Raw genomic sequence first — 21,411 nt, 5'->3', positions numbered from 1 at the left:
CCGAACCCGTCGAGGTGGACACGTTAGGTTCTCGTCATGGCCGACGCCGAGGTACGGACCGCCACAGTCGCGGACGCGGCAGAGATCGCCCGGATTCAGCTCGACACCTGGCGCAGTGCCTACACGGAGCTACTGCCGCCCGGTGTGCTGGATGAGCTCACCCAGGACACCACGGAGCGGCAGTGGTCGGAGGCCGTGGCGGAGAGCGCGACGACGGTTCTGCTCGCCACGGAGGGAAGCTGGACGGTCGGCTTCTGCGTGGGCGGTACCGCTCCAGCGGGGGAGACGGCCGCGGCGGACGGCTCCGTACCAGAGGACGCGAACCACACCGGACTCGTGAGCACCCTGCTCGTGGAGCCGCGTTGGGGACGCAGGGGGCACGGTGGCAGACTGCTCGGCACCCTGGCCCAACGGCTGCGAGAAGCGGGCAACACCAGGGGCATCGCCTGGATCCCGGAAGCCGACGAAGCGTCCATGGCCTTCTACCGCGGTGTCGGTTGGGAGCCGGACGGAACGGTCCGGACCCTGGACGCCGGGGGCAGACCACTGCGTGAACTCCGCGTCACCGGATCTCTGGAGCTGCGTTTCGAGTGATGCGACCGGATACCGGTTCACTCGGAATCCCGCCGCTCCAGCTCGATGGCCCTGCGCATCGAACGACGGCCGCGGTTCCGGTCGCCCGCCAGATCATAGGCCTGCGCCAGGGCGTACCACGCCCGCCAGTCGTTCGGGGTCCGCTCCAGTTCCGCGCGCTTGCCCTCGAACCACTCGTCGGCGGCATCGCGCCGCACTCGGCCCGAGGGACGAAGCGGCAGATGCGACACGTCCGGCAGTGTTCCCTCGTCACTCATCCGCTCCGCGAGGTGCTGCGTACGCATCCCGAACCGGATCTGGTCGAGCACCAGAACAGCACCGAGCACCGGAAGGACGAACACGGCCACGCCGAGCACCGCGAACACCGGAACACCGCTGAACAGCATTGTCACCGCCCGCTGCCCCAGCAGAACCAGGTACACCGCGAGCACGAGCGCGAGCAGCAACGCGGCTCCACGCGCGCCCGGCGACCACGAACGGCGTTTCGCGCTCTCGGACATCACAGCCCCAACAGGGGATCCAGCCCCACGGTGACTCCCTTGCGCCGCTCGATCTCGCGCACCGCGAGCAACAGGCCGGGCATGAACGAACGCCGGTCGTAGGAGTCGTGCCGCACCGTCAGTGTCTCCCCCTCGGTGCCGAACAGCACTTCCTGATGCGCGACCAGACCGGTCATGCGCACCGCGTGCACGTGAACGTCGTCGATCTCCGCGCCACGGGCGCCCTCCGGGTCCCTGGTGGTCGCATCGGGCATGGGATCCAGTCCCGCCGCCGTCCTGGCCTGGGAGATCATCCGTGCGGTACGGATCGCGGTTCCGGACGGGGCATCGGCCTTGCGGGGGTGGTGCGATTCGACGATCTCGGCCGAATCGAAGTATCTCGCCGCGATCTCGGAGAACTTCATGGCCAGTACCGCGCCGATGGCGAAGTTCGGGACCACGAGCACGCCGATCTCCGGCCGTTCACCGAGCCAACTCCGAATTCTGCTCAGCTCTTCGGTGCCGACCCCGCTCGTGCCGACCACCGCGTGGATGCCGTGTTCCACGCAGAACGCCAGGTTGTCCATGACCGAATCCGGATGGGTCAGATCCACCGCCACCTGAACCCCGGCCTCGGACAACCCACGCAGCGAATCCTCCCGATTGATCTCGGCGACCAGTTCGGTGTCGGCTGCCTCCCCGACGGCTCGAACGGCCTCGGACCCCATTTTCCCGCGCGCACCGAGTACTCCGACCCTGATCGGCTCCACCGGCTCGACTCCTTTCGAAAGTTGCACGGTTCCCTGCCCGACGATCTCCTGCCCGACGAACTCCTGCCCGACGAACTCCTGCCCGGCACGATATTGCTCGCCCCGCCCCCGCTCGCGCACCGGCCCCGCACCACGAGAGGTGTCGCACGCGGCACGTGAACGCCACTCGCGCCGCCGCGGCCCCCGCGAGCAGCGATGACCGGACGGGACGTTCGGGGGTCACCGACGAGTGCGGCCCGCCCGAAGAGTTCCGGGCGGGCCGGGTCACATCGATCGGTCCACCGTCGAGTCGGAACCTCCGGCCGAGGTTCGGCCGGTCGGCGTACCCTGCCGGGAACGCCGGTTCCGAGGGATGGTCACTCCGACTCGGGCGACTGCTGCACCGAGGCCTCGTCGACGTTGACCGACTCGGACTCCTCGTCGACGGGAACCAGGCTGATCTTGCCCCTGCTGTCGATGTCGGCGATCTCCACCCGGAGCTTGTCGCCGACGTTGACCACGTCCTCGACCTTGCCGATGCGCTTGCCGTTGCCGAGCTTCGAGATGTGGACGAGACCGTCCTTGCCCGGCATCAGGGAGACGAAGGCACCGAACGCGGCGGTCTTCACCACCGTTCCGAGGAAGCGCTCACCGATCTTGGGCAGCTGCGGGTTGGCGATCGAGTTGATCCGATCGATGGCCGCCTCCGCTGAGGGGCCGTCCGAAGCGCCGACGTAGATCGTGCCGTCATCCTCGATGGTGATCTCGGCACCGGTCTCCTCGGTGATCGTATTGATCATCTTGCCCTTCGGGCCGATGACCTCACCGATCTTGTCCACCGGAACATTGATCGAGGTAACCCGAGGCGCGTGCGGGCTCATCTCGTCCGGCGAACCGATCGCCTCGGCCATGACGCCGAGAATGGCCAACCGGGCGTCCCTGGCCTGTCCCAGCGCCTGCCCGAGAACCTCGGAGGGGATGCCGTCGAGCTTGGTGTCCAGCTGCAGGGCCGTGATGAAGTCCTTGGTGCCCGCGACCTTGAAGTCCATGTCACCGTAGGCGTCCTCGGCACCGAGGATGTCGGTCAGCGCCACGTAGTGGGTCTGCCCGTCCACCTCGTCGGAGACCAGCCCCATGGCGATGCCCGCGACCGGGGCCTTGAGCGGAACACCCGCGTTCAGCAGCGACAGCGTCGAGGCACAGACCGACCCCATGGAGGTGGACCCGTTGGAGCCCAGCGCCTCGGAAACCTGACGCAGCGCGTAGGGGAACTCGTCCCTGCCCGGCAGCACCGGGACCAGTGCGCGTTCGGCGAGCGCGCCGTGCCCGATCTCGCGTCGCTTCGGCGTACCCACTCGACCGGTCTCGCCGGTGGAGTAGGGCGGGAAGTTGTAGTGGTGCATGTAACGCTTGCTGGTGTCCGGACCGAGACTGTCGATGGTCTGCTCCAGCCGGAGCATGTTCAGCGTCGACACCCCGAGAATCTGTGTCTCGCCGCGTTCGAACAGCGCGGAACCGTGTGCCCGGGGAACCACCCCCACCTCGGCCGAGAGGCCGCGGATGTCGGTCAGGCCACGGCCGTCGATGCGGACCTTGTCCCGGATGATGCGCTGGCGGACCAGTCTCTTGGTCAGCGCCTTCAGCGCGGCACCGAGCTCCTTCTCCCTGCCGGCGAAGGAGTCGCCCTCCTCGACGCCGACCCGCTGCAGCGTGATTTCCTTCAGCTCGTCGAGCCGCTGCTCCCGCTCCTGCTTGCCGCCGATGGCCAGCGCCTCGGCCAGCTCCCCGGAAACGGCCTGCTCCACGGCGGTGTAGGCGTCCTCGGCGTAGGCCGGGTAGACGGGGTACTCCTCGGCGGCACCGCCGGCGGCCTCGGCCAACCGCTGCTGCGCCTCGCAGAGCCCCCGGATGAAGGGTTTCGCCGCTTCCAGACCACCCGCGACCACTTCCTCGGTGGGGGCCTGGGCGCCTTCGGCGAGCAGCTCGTCGGTCCCCTCGGTGGCCTCGGCCTCGACCATCATGATCGCCACGTCGTCACCGACGATGCGCCCGGCCACGACCATGTTGAACACGGACCGCTTGAGCTGCTCGTGAGTCGGGAAGGCGACCCATTGGCCGTCGATCAACGACATCCTGGTGCCGCCGACCGGGCCGGAGAAGGGCAGTCCGGACAGCTGGGTGGAGGCCGAGGCGCCGTTGATCGCCAACACGTCGTAGGAGTCCTCGGGGTTCAGGCTCATCACCGTGACCACGACCTGCACCTCGTTGCGCAACCCCTCGACGAAGCTCGGGCGAAGTGGGCGGTCGATCAGCCTGCAGGTCAGGACCGCGTCGGTGGAGGGCCTTCCCTCCCTGCGGAAGAAGGATCCCGGGATGCGTCCCGCCGCGTACATCCGCTCCTCGACGTCGACCGTCAACGGGAAGAAGTCGAGGTTGTCCTTGGGTTGTTTGGAGGCGGTGGTGGCGGACAACAGCATGGTGCCGTCGTCCAGGTAGGCGGTGACGCTGCCCGCCGCCAGCTTGGCCAACCTGCCGGTCTCGAAGCGGACGGTGCGTTGGCCGAATTCGCCGTTGTCCAGGACGGCGGTGCTTTCGTACACCCCGTCGTCGTATGACTGCGAGTCTGTCAACTCATGCTCCTAGAAATTGTGGGCTCCTCCGAACGCAGAGACCACAACGACCGCACGCAGCATGGTCCGACGGGGCCGGTCATCGATCGAAGCCCAGGGGATGTTCGCTCCGACACCCCCTGTGGCCACTACCGAGGACCGGCGAAGGCACCTGCTTGGCAGCGGTGTGGACTCTGTGTTGGCAACCCTGTGTCGCTTGCCGGTTGTGATCCGGACGTCGCTCGTGGGGTTCCACCCCATACACCAAGGGGAGTGGCAGCGCGGCCACTCCCCCGGGCGAACTGTCAGCGGCGCAGTCCCAGTCGCTGAATCAGCGAACGGTAGCGCGTGACGTCGACCCGCGTCAGATAGTTGAGCATCCGACGGCGACGGCCGACCATCAGCAGCAAGCCACGACGCGAGTGGTGGTCGTGCTTGTGTTCCTTGAGGTGTTCGGTCAGTCCCGAGATCCGATGGGTCAGCAGGGCGACCTGCGCCTCGGCCGATCCGGTGTCGGATTCGTGCAGGCCGTACTCGGAAAGGATCTGCCGCTTATCGGTAGTGGACAGCGCCACGAGTGAGTCTCCTTGTATTTCGTGTCCCGTGCCGCCGATACCGTGCTGGGCACGACATCGGATTACGTATCGTCACCGTTCGGTTGAGGCCAAAAACTCGAAGCTGGCAATCACCCGTCTGGCTGATCTCCGGCCGCCACGGACCGCAGCCGGAGGCTGCCACCGAGCATAACAGGGGAACCGGTGAAAAGTGGTATACCCGCTGCGCGGCGTGTCACCGAGGGTTCAGCGGAACCCGGTACACCGTCCGATAGGTCAGCGTCCCCGAGTGCCGCTCACTGGCAACCACGTCGAGCGATTCCGCCGACCAGGCCGGTCCCACGTAGCTGTTCAACCGATCGGTGAGCCGATCGGACTCCACCCTACCGCCCGACCAACGAGCGACCGTAACGTGTGGGCGGAAACGCCGAACGTCCGCTCCTGCCAGCAGGGCCACCCTGCGCAGCACCGGTGAAACCCCGCCGCTGCCAACGTCGTTCTCCGGCGCGACCCCCACCCATAGCGCGCCGCGAAACGTACCGACCCCCGCCAGGCACAGCGATGGCAGGGCGAAGTCCGGTTCGGTCTCGTGGAGTTCGGCCACTCCGGCCCGCAACCGGGCGACGACGGTGTCGGGATCGGCGTCGTCACCGTGAAAGCACAGGGTCACGTGCCACCGGCGGGGCGGGATCGGACGAAAACCACGCGAACGCTCCGCTCCGCCCGGCCACTCGCCACGTCTGTCGCCACCCAACGCGGCGGCAAGGTCGGCGACCGCGGCTTCGGAAGGCCAGAGCGCGGTGAACAAACGCATCAGGAATCCTCCCGAAATCCGCCGACAGGGGTGTCGAGGTCCGTGCCGGGACGAGTCCGTACGTTCGCCGTCACGGCGAGCCCACGTCGAAATTCGAACCGACCCCGGAGCGGCGCGTCCCACTCGCGGCCACCACTCACGCCGATCTGCTGTCCTCGGCCCTGGTCTCACCGGAGGCGGCTCTTCGTAACAGCCCGGCCAGGGCGGGATGATAACTGTCCAGCAGGTCGGCGGCCCATTCCAACTCGTGCGGCTGGGCGACCTGCCGCAGCGCGGGTCGCACCACTTCCTCGCTGTTGCCCACCTGCCGAACGGGCATGCTGTCCCTTCCGAGCGCGGGCCGGGAATCCCTGACGTCCTCGAGTGCCTGTCGCACCGCTTCGGACTCCCCGGCTGCCACACCCGGGGTGAACACCTTGCGTTCCAGCATGACGAGCCTGGCCAGCACGGAGGGGTTACCGATCTTGGCACGCCTGCCGCTCATCACCTGGCTGAGCATCGGTGCGCTGATCCCCAGTACTTCCGCCAGCTGAGCCTGTGAAGTGCGGTAGGCGACCACCAGTCGCCGTACCCGATCGCCCAGCGGTTCGCCGTACCACTGACGTTGCAACGCCAGATTCCGCTGGACGACCTCGCGTTCCTGCACGTTGGCTCCCCCCGGCTGCCGTTCGGATCGATGAACCCTCTCGAGTTCCGAATATTGCCAGGCCGGCGAAACGCACGGGTCCGGAATCCGAAAAATGTTTCATAACGCCTGGGCAATCAACCGCACGGCGGAACGGGTCACCGCGGCATGAGGAGGGCACGTGTCTCGGCCACGTCCTGCGCCATCCGAGCGACCAGCTCGTCGGCCGAATCGAAGCGGACCATTCCGCGCAATCGGTCCACGAAATCCAGCTCGGCGTACTCGCCGTAGAAATCGCGATCGACATCCAGTACGAACGCCTCCACGGTGCGCTCGGTGCCGGAGAAGGTGGGATTGCTGCCGACCGAGACCGCGGCCGGCAGGGTTTGTTCCGGTTCCGTCGCGCCACGCTGTCTATGTGTGAACCAACAGGCGTAGACCCCGTCGGCAGGTATCGCCGCGAACTCGGGGGTGGACAGATTGGCCGTCGGGTATCCGAGTTCCCTGCCTCCTCGGCCGGTACCGCGAACGACGATTCCCTCCAGCCGGTGATAACGGCCCAGCGCGGCGGCAGCGGCGGCCACGTCACCCGCGTCCACGCAGGAACGTACGAAGGTCGAGGAGAACGTGACCGGCGGTTCGTGCTGTTCCGCGCCGTCGGTGTGGCCGCCAAGCAGTTCGGCGGACTCCGCCTCGAAACCGAACCGCTGCCCGAGCGTGTGCAGCAGGTTTATGTCCCCCGCGGCCTTGTGGCCGAACGTGAAGTTCTTCCCCACCACGACCACGGCGGCGTGCAGCCGCTCCACGATGATCTCGTGAACGAATTCGTCGGCGGGCATTCGCGACATCTCCGCGGTGAACGGCAGCACGCAGAAAACGTCGACCCCCTGCTGCTCCGCCAGTTCGGCCCTGCGCTGCAGCGTGGTCAGCTGCGCGGGATGACTGCCCGGGCGGACCACCTCCGCCGGATGCGGGTCGAAGGTGACCAGTACGCACGGCAGCCCGCGCTGTCGCGCCCGCCGCACGGCCTGCCCGATCAGTTGCTGATGCCCCCGGTGCATCCCGTCGAAAACTCCGATGGTGACCACACACCGGCCCCACCCACTGGGAAGCTGCTCCAAGCCACGCCAACGCTGCACGGCTTTCCACCCTATCTAGCCATGTGTGCCGCGCGGGCGGGACCGGGGCGTGTCGCCGCGAAGAGCCTCGTGGTGTCCCCGGTCGGGGACATCACCGCAGCGGCGTCCAACGAAGTGGGAGGAGACTACCGGGGAACGACGAGTCCCGCCCCGGCACGGCCCGGAGTCGGGACGGCGACGCGTCACCTGTGGTCAACCGGCCGGACGCAGCACCAACACCGGCTTGGCCGTCGCTCCCTGATTCCGCAGCAGCGCGAGGGCGTGACCATCGGGGTCGAACGCCGCGTAGGTGCCGTCGAGGTCCGTCCCGGTGATCGATTTGCCGTGCGAGAGCGCCCGTGCGGTTGCCGTGTCGACCTGGTGCCGCGGGAAAGCGGCGGCGACAGCCTGATCGAGGTCCATGGACAGCTCGGGGTGCTGTTCCAGGTACTCGAGACCGCGGACCGTCGCCAGCCCGAACGGACCGACCCGCGTACGACGAAGCCTGGCCAGATGACCCCCGACTCCCAACCGTTCCCCCAGATCACGTGCCAGCGCGCGAACGTAGGTACCGGAGGAGCACTCCACCATCACGTCGAGATCGAGCGTCTCCCCGACGGAGTGCGTGGCGAGCAGGTCGAACCGCGACACGGTGACCGGTCTGGCGCTCAGCTCGACCTCCTCACCGCTGCGGGCGAGTTCGTAGGCACGGCGCCCGTTGATCTTCACCGCACTGACCTTGCTGGGGACCTGTTCGATGTCACCGGTCAACTCGGCCATCACCGCCGCGACGGCGGACTCGGTGATCCCGGAAGCATCGGCGGCGGAGATCTGTTCCCCGTCCGCGTCGTCGGTGTCGGTCGCCGAACCGAGTCGGACAGTGGCCAGGTAGGCCTTGGTGTCGAGCGCGAGGTGACCGAGCAGCTTGGTGGCACGCTCCAAACCGAGCACCAGCACACCGGTGGCCATCGGGTCGAGCGTTCCGGCATGCCCGACCTTGCGGGTCCCCATGATTCGGCGAACGCGGGAGACGACGTCATGCGAGGTCATCCCCGCCGGTTTGTCCACGACCAACAAACCGGCGGGAGTTGTCTGCTGCGAGGAGGTACGGGTCTGACGCGGCACGACGCCCCATCCTGCCTGATATCGACGCCCGGACCGAAACGGGTCGCCCTCCCGACGGACACATGCCCCCGGGAGCGCCCCTGGAACGCGGCTCGCTAACGTGGTGCGCGCGGAAGAGCAGGAGGGGGCGACGTTGACGATCAAGCCGATCCGACGGTTCGGCGACCCGGTGCTGCGCACGGCGGCGGAGCCGGTCACTGTCTTCGACGACAGAATAACTTCGCTGGTGACGGACTTGCTGGACACCGTGACCGAGCCGGGACGCGCCGGTGTGGCCGCACCACAGATCGGAGTGAGCCTGCGGGCGTTCAGCTACAACGTCAACGGCGAGAAGGGCTACGTCCTCAATCCGGAGCTCGTGGAGACCTCGGGGGAACAGGACGGCGAGGAGGGCTGCCTGTCCGTCCCCGGCCTGAGTTACCCGACGCATCGGGCCTCCCACGCGGTGGTTCGTGGGGTGAACCTGCGCAACGAACCGGTCACCGTAGCGGGGGATGACCTGATGGCCCGCTGTCTGCAGCACGAGACGGACCATCTGGACGGGATCGTCTACCTGCAGCGGCTGGAACCCGAGAAGCGCCGCTCGGCGATGAAGGACGTGCGCGGCACGGACTGGTTCTGGAACGGCAACTGAGCCGTTCCGGAACGGCCGTCGACACGCCTACTGCTGCTGGGACGCCGACTCGCCGGGAACCCGCGTCGCTCCCACGACGGCCCACCGACCCGAGCGCGCCCGCGCCAGCAGCGTCAGCAGCCTGCCGAACATGAACAAGCTCAGTCCGGTCCAGATGCCCGCCAGTCCCCAGTCGAAGACCAGCGCGAGCCAGATCAGTGGGAGATAACCGATCGCGGCACTGAGCATCGTCGCCGTTCGGAGGTAGGCCGCGTCGCCCGCGCCGAGCAGCACCCCGTCCAACGCGAAGACGACCCCCGCTACCGGCTGCAGGGCCACGAAGAACCACCAGGCGTAGGGCATCTCGGCCAGCACCGAGGAATCACTGGTGAAGACGGACGGCAGCACCGGGAACAACACGGCGAACAACACACCGAGCAGTACACCGAAGCCTAATCCGTACCAGCTCACCTGCCTGCCGATGCTCTTGGCCGCACGAGCCGCCTCTCGTCCCAGCGCCGCTCCCACCAATGACTGCGCGGCGATCGCCAACGAGTCGAGCACCAGCGCCAGAAAGCTCCAGAGCTGCCAGACGACCTGGTGGGCCGCCGCGGTGTCCGCACCGGTCCTTGCCGCCACCGAAGTGGCGGACAGGAAGCACGCCTGGAAGGCCAGAGTGCGCAGAATCAGGTCCCGCCCCAATGAGAGCTGGGCGCGCATCATCGCGGTGTCCGGGCGGAGAGCGGTAACCCGTTCCGTCAGCAGCGCACGGACGAACAGGCCCGCCGCGAGGGTCTGGCCGATTACGTTGGCCACCGCGGACCCCTCCAGTCCCCAGCCAACCGGGTAGACCAGTACGGGGCAGAGCACGAGCGAGACACCGTTGCCCGCCAACACGTAACGCAACGGCCGAACCGTGTCCTGCACTCCACGCATCCACCCGTGCCCGGCAAGGCTGAGCAGCACCATCGGAGCTCCGAGCAACGCGATGCGCAGCCAACCGGTAGCGGCCTCCGCGATGGCTCCACCACCGGTCATCAACCGCACGACCGGACCGGCGAACAGCTGCGCCAACAGCAGGATGCCCAAACCGACGCCGAAGCCGACCCAGCTCGCCTGCACACCCTCCGCGACGGCATCGGCACGTCGTCCCGCTCCGTGCAGTCGCGCGGCACGAGCCGTGGTCCCGTAGGAGAGAAAGGTCAGCTGGCTGGATACGACCGTGAACAGTGTTCCGCCCAACGCCAGGCCTGCCAGTGGAACCGCTCCCAGATGACCGACCACGGCCGTGTCGACGAGTACGTACAGCGGTTCGGCGGCCAGCACGCCCAACGCCGGGACAGCCAGCGCGAGCAGCCGTCGCACCGGAACCCGTTCATCGGTCTCGGACACCACACCTCCAGTAAGCTGTTCACACGGAAACCGCCCCTTACACAGAGGCTACGGTAAGGATCAGTCATGGACAATGCCGATTACACGGCGGGTGCGCTTCGTCTCTCCAACGCGGATCTGACGAGCCCGGAGACACTGCGCGAAGCGCTGCGTCACGAACCCTGGTGGGCACAACGGGTCACCGAGTCCGACCTGCGTGTGCTGCGAGAGGTCGCGGTGGGAGTCCGACGAGCACTGGCGGCGGCCAGTGCCGGTGACGCGCCGACACTGCTCGCGGAGACGAACGAACTACTGGCGGCCCATCCACCACGTCCGAGACTGTCCGACCACGGCGGGGAATGGCACATCCACGTCGCGGACGTCGACGCCGGTCCGGCGGAGGAGATGGCCGCGGTCGCCGCGTGGGGACTCGCGCAGGGAGTGGTGCGGCACGGCAGCGACCGATGGGGCCGGTGCGCGGCCCCGGACTGCGAGAACTACTTCCTGGACACTACGGCCAACCGGACCAAACAGTTCTGTTCGGCCCGCTGTGCGAATCGGGTGAACGTGGCGGCTTTCCGAGCTCGTAACCGCGAGTGACGGGTTTCCCCGAGCCGTGACGGGTTTCCCCGAGCCGAGAAGCGGCCGAAGTCCCATTCGAGGGCACCCGTCGCGGGGCTCCCGCACCGGTGAGTCGACGCCCGCGACGAAGCACGAACGCCAGCGGGGATCTCCCCCGGACCACGAGAAGCGCCCCGCACGAGATCTCCGGTTCAGTCCTGTCGACCACCGGAGTCCTGCTCGTCCTCCCGCGTCGCGGCAGCCGCGCCCGCGTCGTCGACGATCTCCGCTTCGGACGAGCGGTAAGGATCCACGTCACCTGCCGGACTGGCGGCAGAGGCCAGTCGCGCCACCTCGGCATCGGCCTCCTTGGCCTGCGCGAGGACTTCGTCCAACCTACGCGCGTCACCGGGGATCGAATCGGCGACGAAAGTCAGCGTCGGTGTGAACCGGACCCCGGTCTGCTGCCCGACCCGGGAACGCAGCACGCCGGTGGCGCTGTGCAACGCCGCCGCGGTGGCACTCTCGTCGGTGTCGTCACCGAAAACCGTGTAGTAAACAGTCGCGTCCCGCAGATCGGCGGTGAGTCGCGCGTCGGTAATGGTCACCATGGCCAGCCTCGGGTCCTTGACCTCGTGCTCCAGCCCGGAAGCCACGATCTGCGCGATACGTTTGGCCAGTCTGCGGGCGCGCGCCGAATCAGCCACGGCGCACCTCCTCTGTCGGTCGATCCCCACGGGACGACCCCATAGTCACGTTCGTCCGACAACTCGCGAGGACACTCACCGTGTCCCCGAGGGGAACCCGTCACCCCTGACGGGTAGCAGAGCACATGTCGGCTCGCGGGGACAAACTCAATCCTGCGGGCCGAGCATGCGCTGCCGAGTCGAAAGCAGTTCCAGTTCGGGATGTCCCGCGACCGCGCGCTCGCACGCTTCCAGAACCTCGCGAACCTGCCCCGCCTCTCCGGAGACGGCTGAGACCCCTATGACCGCGCGGCGGTAGAGATCGTTGCCACCCACCTCGGCGACCGCGACGTCGAAGCGCCGCCGCAGTTCCGAGACCAGCGGCCGGACCACCGCACGTTTCTGCTTCAACGACTGAACGTCACCGAGCAGCACATCCAGTTCGAGCGCACCTACGTACATCGGCTTTCCACACCGGCACGAGCCCCACGGCACGGTGGGGACCGAAGCTCGGTCCCCACCCGCCGACGAGGTCTCAGATGCGCGGCTTCTCCTGCATCTCGTAGGCCTCGATGATGTCGCTCTCCTTGATGTCCGAGTACGACCCCAGGGTCATACCGCACTCGAAGCCCTCGCGGACCTCGGTGGAGTCGTCCTTGAACCGTTTGAGCGAGCTGATCGTGAGGTTCTCCGCCACGACCACGCTGTCCCGCAACAACCGGGCCTTGGAGTTACGCCGCACGATGCCGTTGAGCACCATGGAACCGGCGATGGTGCCGACCTTGGAGGACTTGAACACCTCGCGCACCTCGGCCCTGCCGAGCTGCACCTCTTCGTACTCGGGCTTGAGCATGCCCTTGAGGGCCTGCTCGATGTCCTCGATGGCGCGGTAGATGACCGAGTAGTACCGGATCTCCACACCCTCGCGGTTGGCGACCTCGGCCGCCTTGCCCTCCGCTCGGACGTTGAACCCGAGAACGATGGTGTTCTCCGCCGTCGCGAGGTTGATGTCGCTCTCGTTGATGCCACCGACGCCGCGGTGAATCACCCGCAGCTCGACCTCGTCACCGACCTCGATCTTGTTCAGGGATTCCTCCAGCGCCTCGACGGTACCGGAGTTGTCACCCTTGATGATCAGGTTGAGCTGGTTGGTCTCCTGCAGGACCTTGTCCAGGTCCTCGAGGCTCACGCGCTTGCGCTTGGCGGCGTTCTGCGCCTCGCGGATCCTGGCGGCACGGCGATCCGCGATCTGCCTCGCCACCCGGTCCTCGTTGACCATGAGGAAGGTGTCACCGGCACCGGGAACCGAGGTGAACCCTACGACCTGGACCGGTTGCGACGGCTTGGCCTCGGTGACGTCCTGATCGTGCTCGTTGATCATCCGGCGTACCCGACCGTGCGCCCCGCCGGCCACGATCGAATCCCCGATCCGCAGCGTGCCGCGCTGCACCAGCACGGACGCCACCGGGCCACGACCGCGGTCGAGATGCGCCTCGATCGCCACACCCTGGGCCTGCATGTTCGGATTGGCTCGCAGGTCGAGGGTGGCGTCCGCCGTGAGCAGGATCGACTCGAGCAGTCCCTCGATGTTCTGCCCCTGCTTGGCGGAGATCTCCACGAACATGGTCTCGCCGCCGTACTCCTCGGCGACCAGGCTGTACTCGGTGAGCTGCTGCTTGATGCGGTCCGGATCGGCACCCGGAACATCGACCTTGTTGATCGCCACCACGATCGGCACGCTCGCCGCTTGGGCGTGGTTGATCGCCTCGACGGTCTGCGGCATCACACCGTCGTCGGCCGCCACGACCAGCACGGCGATGTCGGTGGACTTCGCACCCCGAGCACGCATGGCTGTGAACGCCTCGTGACCGGGGGTGTCGATGAAGGTGACCGGACGATCCTGGCCCGCCAGCTCGGTCTGCACCTGATAAGCACCGATGTGCTGGGTGATTCCGCCTGCCTCGCCCTCCTGGACGTTCGACTTGCGGATGGTGTCCAGCAACCTCGTCTTACCGTGATCGACGTGTCCCATGACGGTCACGACCGGCGGACGCGACACCAGCTCTTCGCTGCTGCTGCCAGGGTCACCGAAACTGAGATCGAAGGATTCGAGCAGCTCCCGGTCCTCGTCCTCGGGGCTGACCATCTCGATCTTGTAGTTCATCTCCTGGCCGAGCAGTTCGAGCACCTCGTCGGAGACGGACTGCGTGGCGGTGACCATCTCGCCGAGATGGAACATCGCCTGCACCAGCGAAGCCGGGTTGGCGTTGATCTTCTCGGCGAAGTCGGTCAACGAGGCGCCCCGGCGCAGCCGCAGCGGCTCGCCGTTACCCCGCGGCAGCCGCACCCCGCCGACCGAGGGCGCCTGCATGTTGTCCATGTACTCTTGGCGCTTCTGGCGCTTGGACTTGCGCCCGCGACGGGACGGACCGCCCGGCTTGCCGAAGGCGCCGGCCGTGCCACCACGGCCGCCTCCCGGACCGCCACCGGGCCGTCCCCGGAAGCCACCGCCGCTGCCGCTACGGCCACCACCGGGACCGCCACCGGGACCGCCACCGGGACCGCCACCGCTCGGCGGACCACCACGGCCACCACCGGGACCACTGGGAGCACCACCGGCCGGAGCGTTGCCACCACGGCCGCGACCACGGCCACCACCGGGACCACCACGACCGCCGCCACCGGAACCACTTCCGGCGCCACCACCGGGTTTGGGTGCCCGGGAGGGCATCATGCCCGGATTCGGACGCGGCGGCATCATGCCGGGATTCGGCTTGGCAGCACCTTCACTGCGCTGGTCGCTCTTGGCCGCGGGTGTCTGCTGCTGGCCCTGTCCCGAGCCCTGCTGCTGACCGCCCTGCTTGTCCGGGCGCTGACCGCCGCCCTGCTTGTCGGGACGCTGGCCGCCGCCCTGCTTGTCGGGACGCTGGCCGCCGCCCTGCTTGTCCGGGCGCTGACCGCCCTGGCCCTGACCTCCTCGGCCGGACTGACGCTGGCCGCCGGAGCCGCCCTGGCCACCCTGCTTTCCGCCGGAGCCGCCGCGCTGTCCCGGGGAACCGCTGCCGACACCGAACGGGTTGTTGCCGACCCGCGGCGAGCGCGGCCCCGGCTTCGGAGCCTGCGGCTTGGGCGGCACTACGCTGCCGTCGCTGCTTTCACCGCCGGCCTGCTGCTGTTGTTGTTTGTCCGAAGGACGCGGACCGGGCTTGGGTACATTGCGCGGTCCGGGCTTGGGGGCCTGACGTTCGCTCTTCGCCGACCCGTCCTGGCCGGAACCGGCCTGGGCCCGCTTGTTCGACTTGTCAGCCGGAGCCTGCTGCGCCCCGTTCCCCTGGCCGGTCGAGTCGGCGCCCTTGGCCTGCTCCTCGCTGGAACCGGTCTCGTCCCGGAACTCGGCAGCCGGCGGCCGCGAGCGTTGCGAGTCGGCACCGTCGCCGGACCGCTCCGAGTCGGCCTCGGCCGCGGGCTTCGCCTCCGGAGGCCCCGGCTTCGGGCCTGGCTTGGGCCTCGGGCCGGGCTTGGGAATTCGCGAGTCCGTCTTGTCGGAACCGGAGCGCGACGTGCTCTGTTCGGACTGGGTCTGGGCCTTGGTTTCCTGCCCGTTCGTCTTGTTCTCCGACTTCGACTGCGTAGCGGTACTACCGTTGTCCGCTGCGGCCGCGGTGGACTTGTCCGCCTTGGTGAACGCGTCGCGCAACCTGCGTGCCACAGGTGCTTCCACCGTCGACGACGCGGACTTCACATACTCGCCCTGGTCGGCGAGTTTGTTGAGTACGTCCTTGCTTGTAACGCCGAGCTCCTTGGCGAGCTCGTGCACGCGGGCCTTACCTGCCACTGCTCTCCTCATCTGGTGAGGTCGGGCGGCAGACCCGCTCGACCTCGTCCTACTGCCGGTGCGCGTTCATGGCTTCAGCTTCACGGCTGATTCATGACGGGTCGACCTGCTTCCTTTAACTGCCTGGTACGGGAAAACCCGTGTTGGCTTGCTCGTGAGCAACCTGCTCCACATAGGCCTGCACTGTTGTGCTGTCGAGTTGTCCTCGCACGCGCAACGCGCGTGGAAAGGCCCGACGTCGTTCGGCCGAACGTAGACACGCGGGATCGGGGTGCAACCACGCACCCCGTCCCGAAATCCTGCGCTCGGGATCGGGGACGGCCTCACGACCGCCCTCGGCCACCACTCGCAGCAGATCGGAAGCCCACGTTCGGGTGCGACAACCGATGCACGTTCGGATCGGTTCGTGAGTTCCCCCACGGTTACCGGTCGATCGTGTACGAATTCTCGCCCCCTCGCGCTGAGCCACCTGTGATTCTAACCCGTAGTTCTCACTCCGCCGAACCCACGGTCGGCAGATCATTCACCTGGGAGACGAAACCCTCCACACCCGGGGGTTCGGCATCCGGATGCCCCGCGGTCGTGGCGGGCGAACTCGGATCGGCATCACTGCGAATGTCGATGCGCCATCCCGTCAGCCGAGCCGCCAACCTGGCGTTCTGGCCCTCCTTGCCGATCGCCAACGACAGCTGGAAATCCGGCACGATTACCCGCGCCGTCTTCGCTCGCTCGTCGACGACCTCCACCGAGACTACCTTAGCCGGCGAAAGCGAGTTGCCCACGAAAGTCGCCGGGTCGTCGGAGTAATCGATGATGTCGATCTTCTCCTGGCCGAGCTCGTTCATCACGTTGCGCACCCGGGCGCCCATCGGACCGATGCAGGCTCCCTTGGCGTTGACCCCCTCGACCGTCGACCGCACGGCGATCTTGGAGCGATGCCCGGCCTCCCTGGCCACCGAGGGGATCTCCACGGTCCCGTCGGCGATCTCGGGGACCTCCAGGGCGAACAGCCTGCGGACCAGGTTCGGGTGGGTGCGCGAGAGAGTGATCTGCGTACCGTGCACCGTGCGTGAAACGCCGACCACGTAGGACTTGATCCGGCTGCCGTGCTCGTAGCGTTCCCCCGGAACCTGCTCCGCCGCCGGGATGACGCCCTCGCTGTCACCGACCTCCACCACGATCATGCCGCGGGAGTTGGCCCTGGCGTCGCGCTGGATGACTCCGCCCAGGACCTCGCCCTCCTTGGTGGAGAACTCACCGTAGGTCTTCTCGTGCTCGGCGTCCCGCAGCCGTTGCACGATCACCTGGCGCGCCGTGGTGGCAGCGATCCTGCCGAACCCCTCCGGCGTGTCGTCCCATTCCTCGGCGACCTCTCCCTCGGGCGTGAGAGTGTGAGCAATCACACGCACCACGCCGGTCTTGCGGTCCACCTCGACCCTGGCGTGCGGTTGGTGCCCCTCGGTGTGGCGATAGGCCGTCAGCAGGGCCGACTCGATGGCCTGAAGGACCGTCTCGAATGGGATGTCCTTGTCGCGTTCGATCGCCCGCAGCGCGGCGATGTCGACGTTCACCTCGACTCCTCCGTGTCATTTCCGTCGCCGCCGTCGTCCGCGGCAACGTCCGCGGCCCGATCGAGCTTGACCAATTCCTCCGCCGGTGGCTGCTGGAACTCAACCTCGACCACCGCGCGCTCGATGTCACCGTAAATCAACCGACGAACACGACCACCGGCCAGAACCAGCACACCGTTCTCGGCCGCGGGGCCGACCCTGCCGAGCAGCTCCTCACCGCCGACCGTTCTGATCCTGGCAAGCCTGTTGCGGGCACGATGCCAGTGCCGCTGTTTGGTCAGTGGACGATCGACACCGGGTGATGTGACCTCGAGATTGTAGGGCCCCGCGAGCACGTGTTCGTGCTCGTCGAGAACCTTGGACAGGGCTCTGCTGACATCGGCGATGTCATCGAGCGCCACCCCGTCGTCGGCATCTATGATCACCTTGACCAGCCGCCGGCGACCGGCTTGCTGCACGTCGAGTTCCTCGAGGTCGTATCCCACCTCCGCTACGGCCTGCGAAACGGTGGGCGTCAGGCGCGCGACTATCTCGTCCCGCGGCGGGCTGGACACGTTTGCACTCCAAAAAGTTCGCGGCGGCTGAAATTGTCCGGTGCAAGGCAACGCCGGGTGATTTTCCTACGAACCGACGTGACCCGCTTCGCGGGGCGGCGAAGCCCCACGGTCGTGGCGCACCGACGGTGACCGTGGTATTCCAGGGTATCGCGTCCAACCGCTGGCGAGCGCGGCGTACGGCGAACCGATAACGACACGATCACGGGACCACCGGCGACCGATCACCGCGACCGGCTGGCAATATATGTGACCGTGGATTCTCCTCCCCGCATCGGCCGCGACGCCCCCACCGGAAACGTGGACCGACGCACTCTGCTGCGCCTTTCGGCACTGGCCACGTTGTCACCGGTGTTGCTGAGCTGTTCCGGTGCCGCGGAACCGGACCCTGATCCGCTGGTCGAGCTCGCCGAGACGGCACGGGCCGACGCGGAGCTGGCACGAGCCGCGGCCGAGAGCCACCCCGAGCTCGCGGAGAGCGCTCGGGGCGTCGCGAACGCACGCGACGAACACGCAGCGGAACTGAGACGCGAGATCGATCGCCTGACGGGCGGTGGCTCCACGAGGACGAGCACTGCCCCCACCGGGCGGCAGGGCACCGCGGCGGGGTCCGAGCAGACCGCGGAACGCCTGCGGGCGGCGTTGCACGAGGCACAGCGGCAGGCGGCCCGGACCGTTCCCGAACTGTCCGGCTACCGGGCGGGGCTCGCGGGGTCCGTCTCGGCCGGATGCGCGGGTCTGCGGGAGGTCTTGGCATGAGTTCGACGGAGCTCTCCGGAACGAGCGAACAGGCAGCGCGGAAAGCGCTGGAGGCGGAGCACGCGGCGGTGTGGCTCTACGGGCTGGCAACGGCCTTCACTGAGGATTCGAAGGTGAGATCGGGGATCGACGAGGCCGCGGCGACACACCGCGAGCATCGTGATCGCACCCGAGGGTTGCTGCGCGCCGCGGGTGTCGCGCCACCCTCGGCCGAACCCGCGTACCGTCCGCCGAAAACCGTCACGGACCAGAACTCGGCGCTGCGCGCGTTGCTCGCGGCCGAGCAGGACTGTTCCATCGGATGGCTGGCGGTGCTGGAGCGTTCGGAGAACCGGCAGCTGAGCGAGCTGGCACTGACCTGCCTGACCGATGCCGCCACCCGGGCGACGCGCTGGCGGTCGCGGTTGGGAATCGAACCGAGCGCTTCCGCGTTTCCCGGGCGGGAATAGCCGAACGGAGCGGGCGCTCGGGAATCTCCGGACCGGCTCCGGGGAAACGGTCCTCCGGCGAACCGAACGCGGGCCCGTGGCACCCACTCGGTGTCACCCCGCCCCGGGAACCACCCGCGAAACCGGCACCGTTCCCCGGCCCCGCGTCTTCTGTCCCGCGACTGGGCGACGAACTGGTCAACCGGGGTTTTTGTCCTGGTAGTCGCCGAGCTTCAGGGCTTCGGTGGTGACGCTCTTGAGCCTGCCGTCGTCACTGTCACTGCGCCCGAAATAGGACGACTCGCCGATGACGACCAGGCGCTGCCGCTGCAGCGAGTCGTACCCGTAGTCGTGTGACAGGCTCGGGTACTTCTCCGGCATGTCGCGCCCCGCTGTGACGAGGTCCTCGATGTTGCCGGTGGCGTTGCGGGTCGCCATCCGCTCCAGCCGATCGGCGTTGTCGACCTCTGGCATGCGCACGGTGACCACCGAGGTCAGCACCCTCTCCCCGTTCTGCAGCTGCGTGGTGTACAGCGCACGGGTGAGGTGCTCGCAGGGGTTGTCGGCGAAGAAGTCCGCGATCTTGCCCGTCGAATGCTCCGCGCAGTTGTCGGGCTCGTCGTTGAGTTGGCGTTCGAAGTCGTAGGCGGTCTGCGGTTTCCCCGCGTGCTGGGTGGATTCCTCGGAGGTGCCGGGGGGCGCGCTCGGTTTGATCATCACCCACAGCAGCCCGGACACCACCGAAACCGCGCAGAGCAGCAGCGCACGTTTGGCCCACCCCAGCGGAGTGATCCCGCCACCGCCACCTCCGGAACCGGTTGAACCGCCTCCGACAGGGCTGTTCGGCACGTCCGCGCCGAAGCCCGCGTACGCGGGATTTCCCCGTGACGGATCGGACGGCGGGGAAACCTGACCGGCTCCCGGTATCGGCCCGGACGGCGCCGGGCCCGGAGACTGGGCCCCCTGGGAGTGCTGCGGGTGCGAAGGCTGGGATCGGGGGTGCTGGGGCTGCCCGTGATTGGCCCGCTCGGGTGGGGGAAACGTCGGTCGGGTGCGTTCCTCGCCGGATCCTTCCGAACGATCCTGTCCATGCCACGCTGGCGTTGCTCGTTCGGGTGACCCCCCGTGGCCGCCGCGGACAGCATTGAGTGGCGCGGTGTCCCCGCGCTCGAAATTTTGCTGCGACCCCGTCATCTGTTCGGGTGCACCGTGGTGATCCGACACGGGCACCTACCGTAGCGGGTAACGATCGGGCAGAGAACAGCACATCAACTACGACGGAAAAGCGGAGTCGGACCGGAGCGCGTCCAGGAGGGCCCGAACGTCCTCCGCCGTGTTGTAGACGTGGAAAGCCACCCGGATCCTGCCGTCCCGCTCCGCGAACCGAACACCGGCCTCACGCAGCCGTGACACGGCTTCGGGTGCCTCGAGGGAGACTATGGGCGAATCGGGTTCGGCCAGCCCCAGCGCCGAACACAACGACCCGGCCAGCCCGAGGCAGTGCTCGCGGATCGCGGCCCTGTCCAGTCCGACCAACCAGCGCAGCGAGGCCGCCGCTCCCAGCTGTGCGAACCAGTCCGGCGAGGAGTCCAGCGAACGAGCGTCACTCGCCAGCCGCAGCGGCAGACCGTAGATGCTCTGCCACGGGTCCTCCCCCGCGTACCAGTTCGCGCCGTGCGGACGTGGCCACGGTGTTCCCGTGCCGACTGCCAGCCAGGCCGCACCGCGCGGCGTGAGCAGCCATTTGTAGCCGCATCCCACGACCCAGTCCGCCCAGTCCAGCTCCAACGGCATCCAGCCCGCCGCCTGAGTCACGTCGAGCAACACCCGAACACCGTGTCGCTCGGCGAGCGCGCGTAGGCGGTCGGTGTCCATCACCGCGCCGTCGGCGGACTGCACCACGCTGACGGCGACCACGTCGTGATCCGGCAGGGAGTCGAACAACCGGTCCTGGTCGACCTCGGTCACCCGCACGCCACGGTCGTGTTGTGCGGCGAACGGAAACACCACGCTCGTGAACTCCCGCCGGACCACCAGCACGCTGCTGTTGTCGGGCAGCCCCGCCGCCACCGAACCGACCAGTTGCCCCACCGAACCGCCGGTGGCCACCCGTTCGGCGGAAACGCCCACCAGTCGAGCGAAGTCCCTACGCGCCGAAGCCACGAATTCGTCGAACTCGGTGGCGGCGAGTCGCCCAGCTCGCCACCTGTCGATCACCGCGGACACGGCGTCGGCCGCGAAAGCGGGCGGAACCCCGATGCTCGCGGTGTTGAGATAACCGGTCGGGACATCGAAGCTCGCACCGAACGACTCGCGCATGGCGGAACGATACCGCAACGAGGAGGGGTGATGATCGCATCGAGAAC

At 67.8% G+C, this 21,411-nt stretch carries 22 protein-coding genes; 5 read left to right on the top strand and 17 right to left on the bottom strand.

The annotated features are described in order from the left end of the window. Window positions 1-36: 36 nt before the first annotated feature. Window positions 37-594: an N-acetyltransferase family protein gene (locus J2S53_RS01610; protein WP_456239442.1), complete on the top strand. Its 558-nt coding sequence runs from the start codon at window positions 37-39 to the stop codon at window positions 592-594. 17 nt (window positions 595-611) lie between these two features. Here J2S53_RS01610 and J2S53_RS01605 read toward each other — a convergent pair whose 3' ends face one another. The 8 genes from J2S53_RS01605 to truB form a co-directional block, all read right to left on the bottom strand. Beyond that, window positions 612-1,094 (bottom strand): tetratricopeptide repeat protein, encoded by a 483-nt coding sequence (locus tag J2S53_RS01605; RefSeq protein WP_456239441.1) that lies wholly within the window; start codon window positions 1,092-1,094, stop codon window positions 612-614. After that, a complete protein-coding gene (dapB, locus tag J2S53_RS01600) occupies window positions 1,094-1,843 on the bottom strand; it encodes a 4-hydroxy-tetrahydrodipicolinate reductase (RefSeq protein WP_456242667.1) in 750 nt (249 codons plus the stop codon). The genes J2S53_RS01605 and dapB overlap by 1 nt, the downstream gene beginning before the upstream one ends. A gap of 356 nt (window positions 1,844-2,199) precedes the next feature. Further along, on the bottom strand, window positions 2,200-4,452 hold the full coding sequence (locus J2S53_RS01595) for a polyribonucleotide nucleotidyltransferase (protein ID WP_456239440.1): 2,253 nt from the start codon (window positions 4,450-4,452) through the stop codon (window positions 2,200-2,202). A gap of 284 nt (window positions 4,453-4,736) precedes the next feature. Then, on the bottom strand, window positions 4,737-5,006 hold the full coding sequence (gene rpsO / locus J2S53_RS01590; RefSeq protein WP_092924562.1) for a 30S ribosomal protein S15: 270 nt from the start codon (window positions 5,004-5,006) through the stop codon (window positions 4,737-4,739). 214 nt (window positions 5,007-5,220) lie between these two features. Continuing rightward, window positions 5,221-5,799: a 2'-5' RNA ligase family protein gene (locus J2S53_RS01585; RefSeq protein ID WP_456239439.1), complete on the bottom strand. Its 579-nt coding sequence runs from the start codon at window positions 5,797-5,799 to the stop codon at window positions 5,221-5,223. Window positions 5,800-5,935: 136 nt separating this feature from the next. Beyond that, complete coding sequence (locus tag J2S53_RS01580; RefSeq protein WP_456239438.1) at window positions 5,936-6,445, bottom strand: XRE family transcriptional regulator; 510 nt, start codon at window positions 6,443-6,445, stop codon at window positions 5,936-5,938. A 137-nt stretch (window positions 6,446-6,582) separates the two neighbouring features. Then, complete coding sequence (locus J2S53_RS01575) at window positions 6,583-7,563, bottom strand: bifunctional riboflavin kinase/FAD synthetase (protein ID WP_130466851.1); 981 nt, start codon at window positions 7,561-7,563, stop codon at window positions 6,583-6,585. Window positions 7,564-7,755: 192 nt separating this feature from the next. Then, window positions 7,756-8,667 carry a tRNA pseudouridine(55) synthase TruB gene (gene truB, locus J2S53_RS01570; RefSeq protein ID WP_456239437.1) on the bottom strand — a complete coding sequence of 304 codons (912 nt, stop codon included), beginning with the start codon at window positions 8,665-8,667 and terminating at the stop codon, window positions 7,756-7,758. Between the two features lie 133 nt (window positions 8,668-8,800). On the opposite strand from truB, the gene def reads away from it, so the two are divergent. Continuing rightward, window positions 8,801-9,301 carry a peptide deformylase gene (def, locus tag J2S53_RS01565; protein ID WP_456239436.1) on the top strand — a complete coding sequence of 167 codons (501 nt, stop codon included), beginning with the start codon at window positions 8,801-8,803 and terminating at the stop codon, window positions 9,299-9,301. Window positions 9,302-9,328: 27 nt separating this feature from the next. Here the strand turns inward: def and J2S53_RS01560 are convergent, their stop codons facing one another. Beyond that, window positions 9,329-10,672, bottom strand: coding sequence for an MATE family efflux transporter (locus tag J2S53_RS01560; protein WP_456239435.1), 1,344 nt, complete (start codon window positions 10,670-10,672; stop codon window positions 9,329-9,331). A gap of 66 nt (window positions 10,673-10,738) precedes the next feature. Here J2S53_RS01560 and J2S53_RS01555 point away from each other — a divergent pair, with 66 nt between their 5' ends. Further along, window positions 10,739-11,251: a CGNR zinc finger domain-containing protein gene (locus J2S53_RS01555; protein WP_130466847.1), complete on the top strand. Its 513-nt coding sequence runs from the start codon at window positions 10,739-10,741 to the stop codon at window positions 11,249-11,251. A gap of 173 nt (window positions 11,252-11,424) precedes the next feature. Here the strand turns inward: J2S53_RS01555 and rbfA are convergent, their stop codons facing one another. The 6 genes from rbfA to rimP form a co-directional block, all read right to left on the bottom strand. Further along, window positions 11,425-11,919: a 30S ribosome-binding factor RbfA gene (gene rbfA / locus J2S53_RS01550; RefSeq protein ID WP_456239434.1), complete on the bottom strand. Its 495-nt coding sequence runs from the start codon at window positions 11,917-11,919 to the stop codon at window positions 11,425-11,427. Between the two features lie 147 nt (window positions 11,920-12,066). Continuing rightward, window positions 12,067-12,360: a DUF503 domain-containing protein gene (locus J2S53_RS01545; RefSeq protein WP_092627547.1), complete on the bottom strand. Its 294-nt coding sequence runs from the start codon at window positions 12,358-12,360 to the stop codon at window positions 12,067-12,069. 73 nt (window positions 12,361-12,433) lie between these two features. Then, on the bottom strand, window positions 12,434-15,745 hold the full coding sequence (infB, locus tag J2S53_RS01540; protein WP_456239433.1) for a translation initiation factor IF-2: 3,312 nt from the start codon (window positions 15,743-15,745) through the stop codon (window positions 12,434-12,436). A 103-nt stretch (window positions 15,746-15,848) separates the two neighbouring features. After that, the gene (locus J2S53_RS01535; protein ID WP_456239432.1) at window positions 15,849-16,256 is read right to left on the bottom strand and encodes a YlxR family protein; all 408 of its coding nucleotides are present in this window, start codon (window positions 16,254-16,256) and stop codon (window positions 15,849-15,851) included. Continuing rightward, window positions 16,225-17,304: a transcription termination factor NusA gene (gene nusA, locus J2S53_RS01530; protein ID WP_456239431.1), complete on the bottom strand. Its 1,080-nt coding sequence runs from the start codon at window positions 17,302-17,304 to the stop codon at window positions 16,225-16,227. Before nusA ends, J2S53_RS01535 begins: the two co-directional genes overlap by 32 nt. Next, window positions 17,301-17,858, bottom strand: a complete 558-nt coding sequence (rimP, locus tag J2S53_RS01525) for a ribosome maturation factor RimP (RefSeq protein WP_092977687.1) — start codon at window positions 17,856-17,858, stop codon at window positions 17,301-17,303. The genes nusA and rimP overlap by 4 nt, the downstream gene beginning before the upstream one ends. A gap of 255 nt (window positions 17,859-18,113) precedes the next feature. Here rimP and J2S53_RS01520 point away from each other — a divergent pair, with 255 nt between their 5' ends. Both J2S53_RS01520 and J2S53_RS01515 read left to right on the top strand, forming a co-directional pair. Then, the gene (locus tag J2S53_RS01520; RefSeq protein ID WP_456239430.1) at window positions 18,114-18,617 is read left to right on the top strand and encodes a hypothetical protein; all 504 of its coding nucleotides are present in this window, start codon (window positions 18,114-18,116) and stop codon (window positions 18,615-18,617) included. Then, window positions 18,614-19,066, top strand: a complete 453-nt coding sequence (locus J2S53_RS01515; protein ID WP_456239429.1) for a ferritin-like domain-containing protein — start codon at window positions 18,614-18,616, stop codon at window positions 19,064-19,066. Before J2S53_RS01520 ends, J2S53_RS01515 begins: the two co-directional genes overlap by 4 nt. A gap of 177 nt (window positions 19,067-19,243) precedes the next feature. Here the strand turns inward: J2S53_RS01515 and J2S53_RS01510 are convergent, their stop codons facing one another. Continuing rightward, entirely contained in the window at window positions 19,244-19,894 is a 651-nt protein-coding gene (locus tag J2S53_RS01510) for a hypothetical protein (RefSeq protein WP_456239428.1), read from the bottom strand. A gap of 423 nt (window positions 19,895-20,317) precedes the next feature. Next, entirely contained in the window at window positions 20,318-21,364 is a 1,047-nt protein-coding gene (locus tag J2S53_RS01505; protein ID WP_456239427.1) for an aminotransferase class V-fold PLP-dependent enzyme, read from the bottom strand. Window positions 21,365-21,411: the final 47 nt, after the last annotated feature.

Source organism: Actinopolyspora lacussalsi, from assembly GCA_030803735.1.
Classification (GTDB): Bacteria; Actinomycetota; Actinomycetes; order Mycobacteriales; family Pseudonocardiaceae; genus Actinopolyspora; species Actinopolyspora lacussalsi.
The sequence above is the reverse complement of the archived record's forward strand: the minus strand, read 5'-3'. Positions and strand labels throughout refer to the sequence as shown.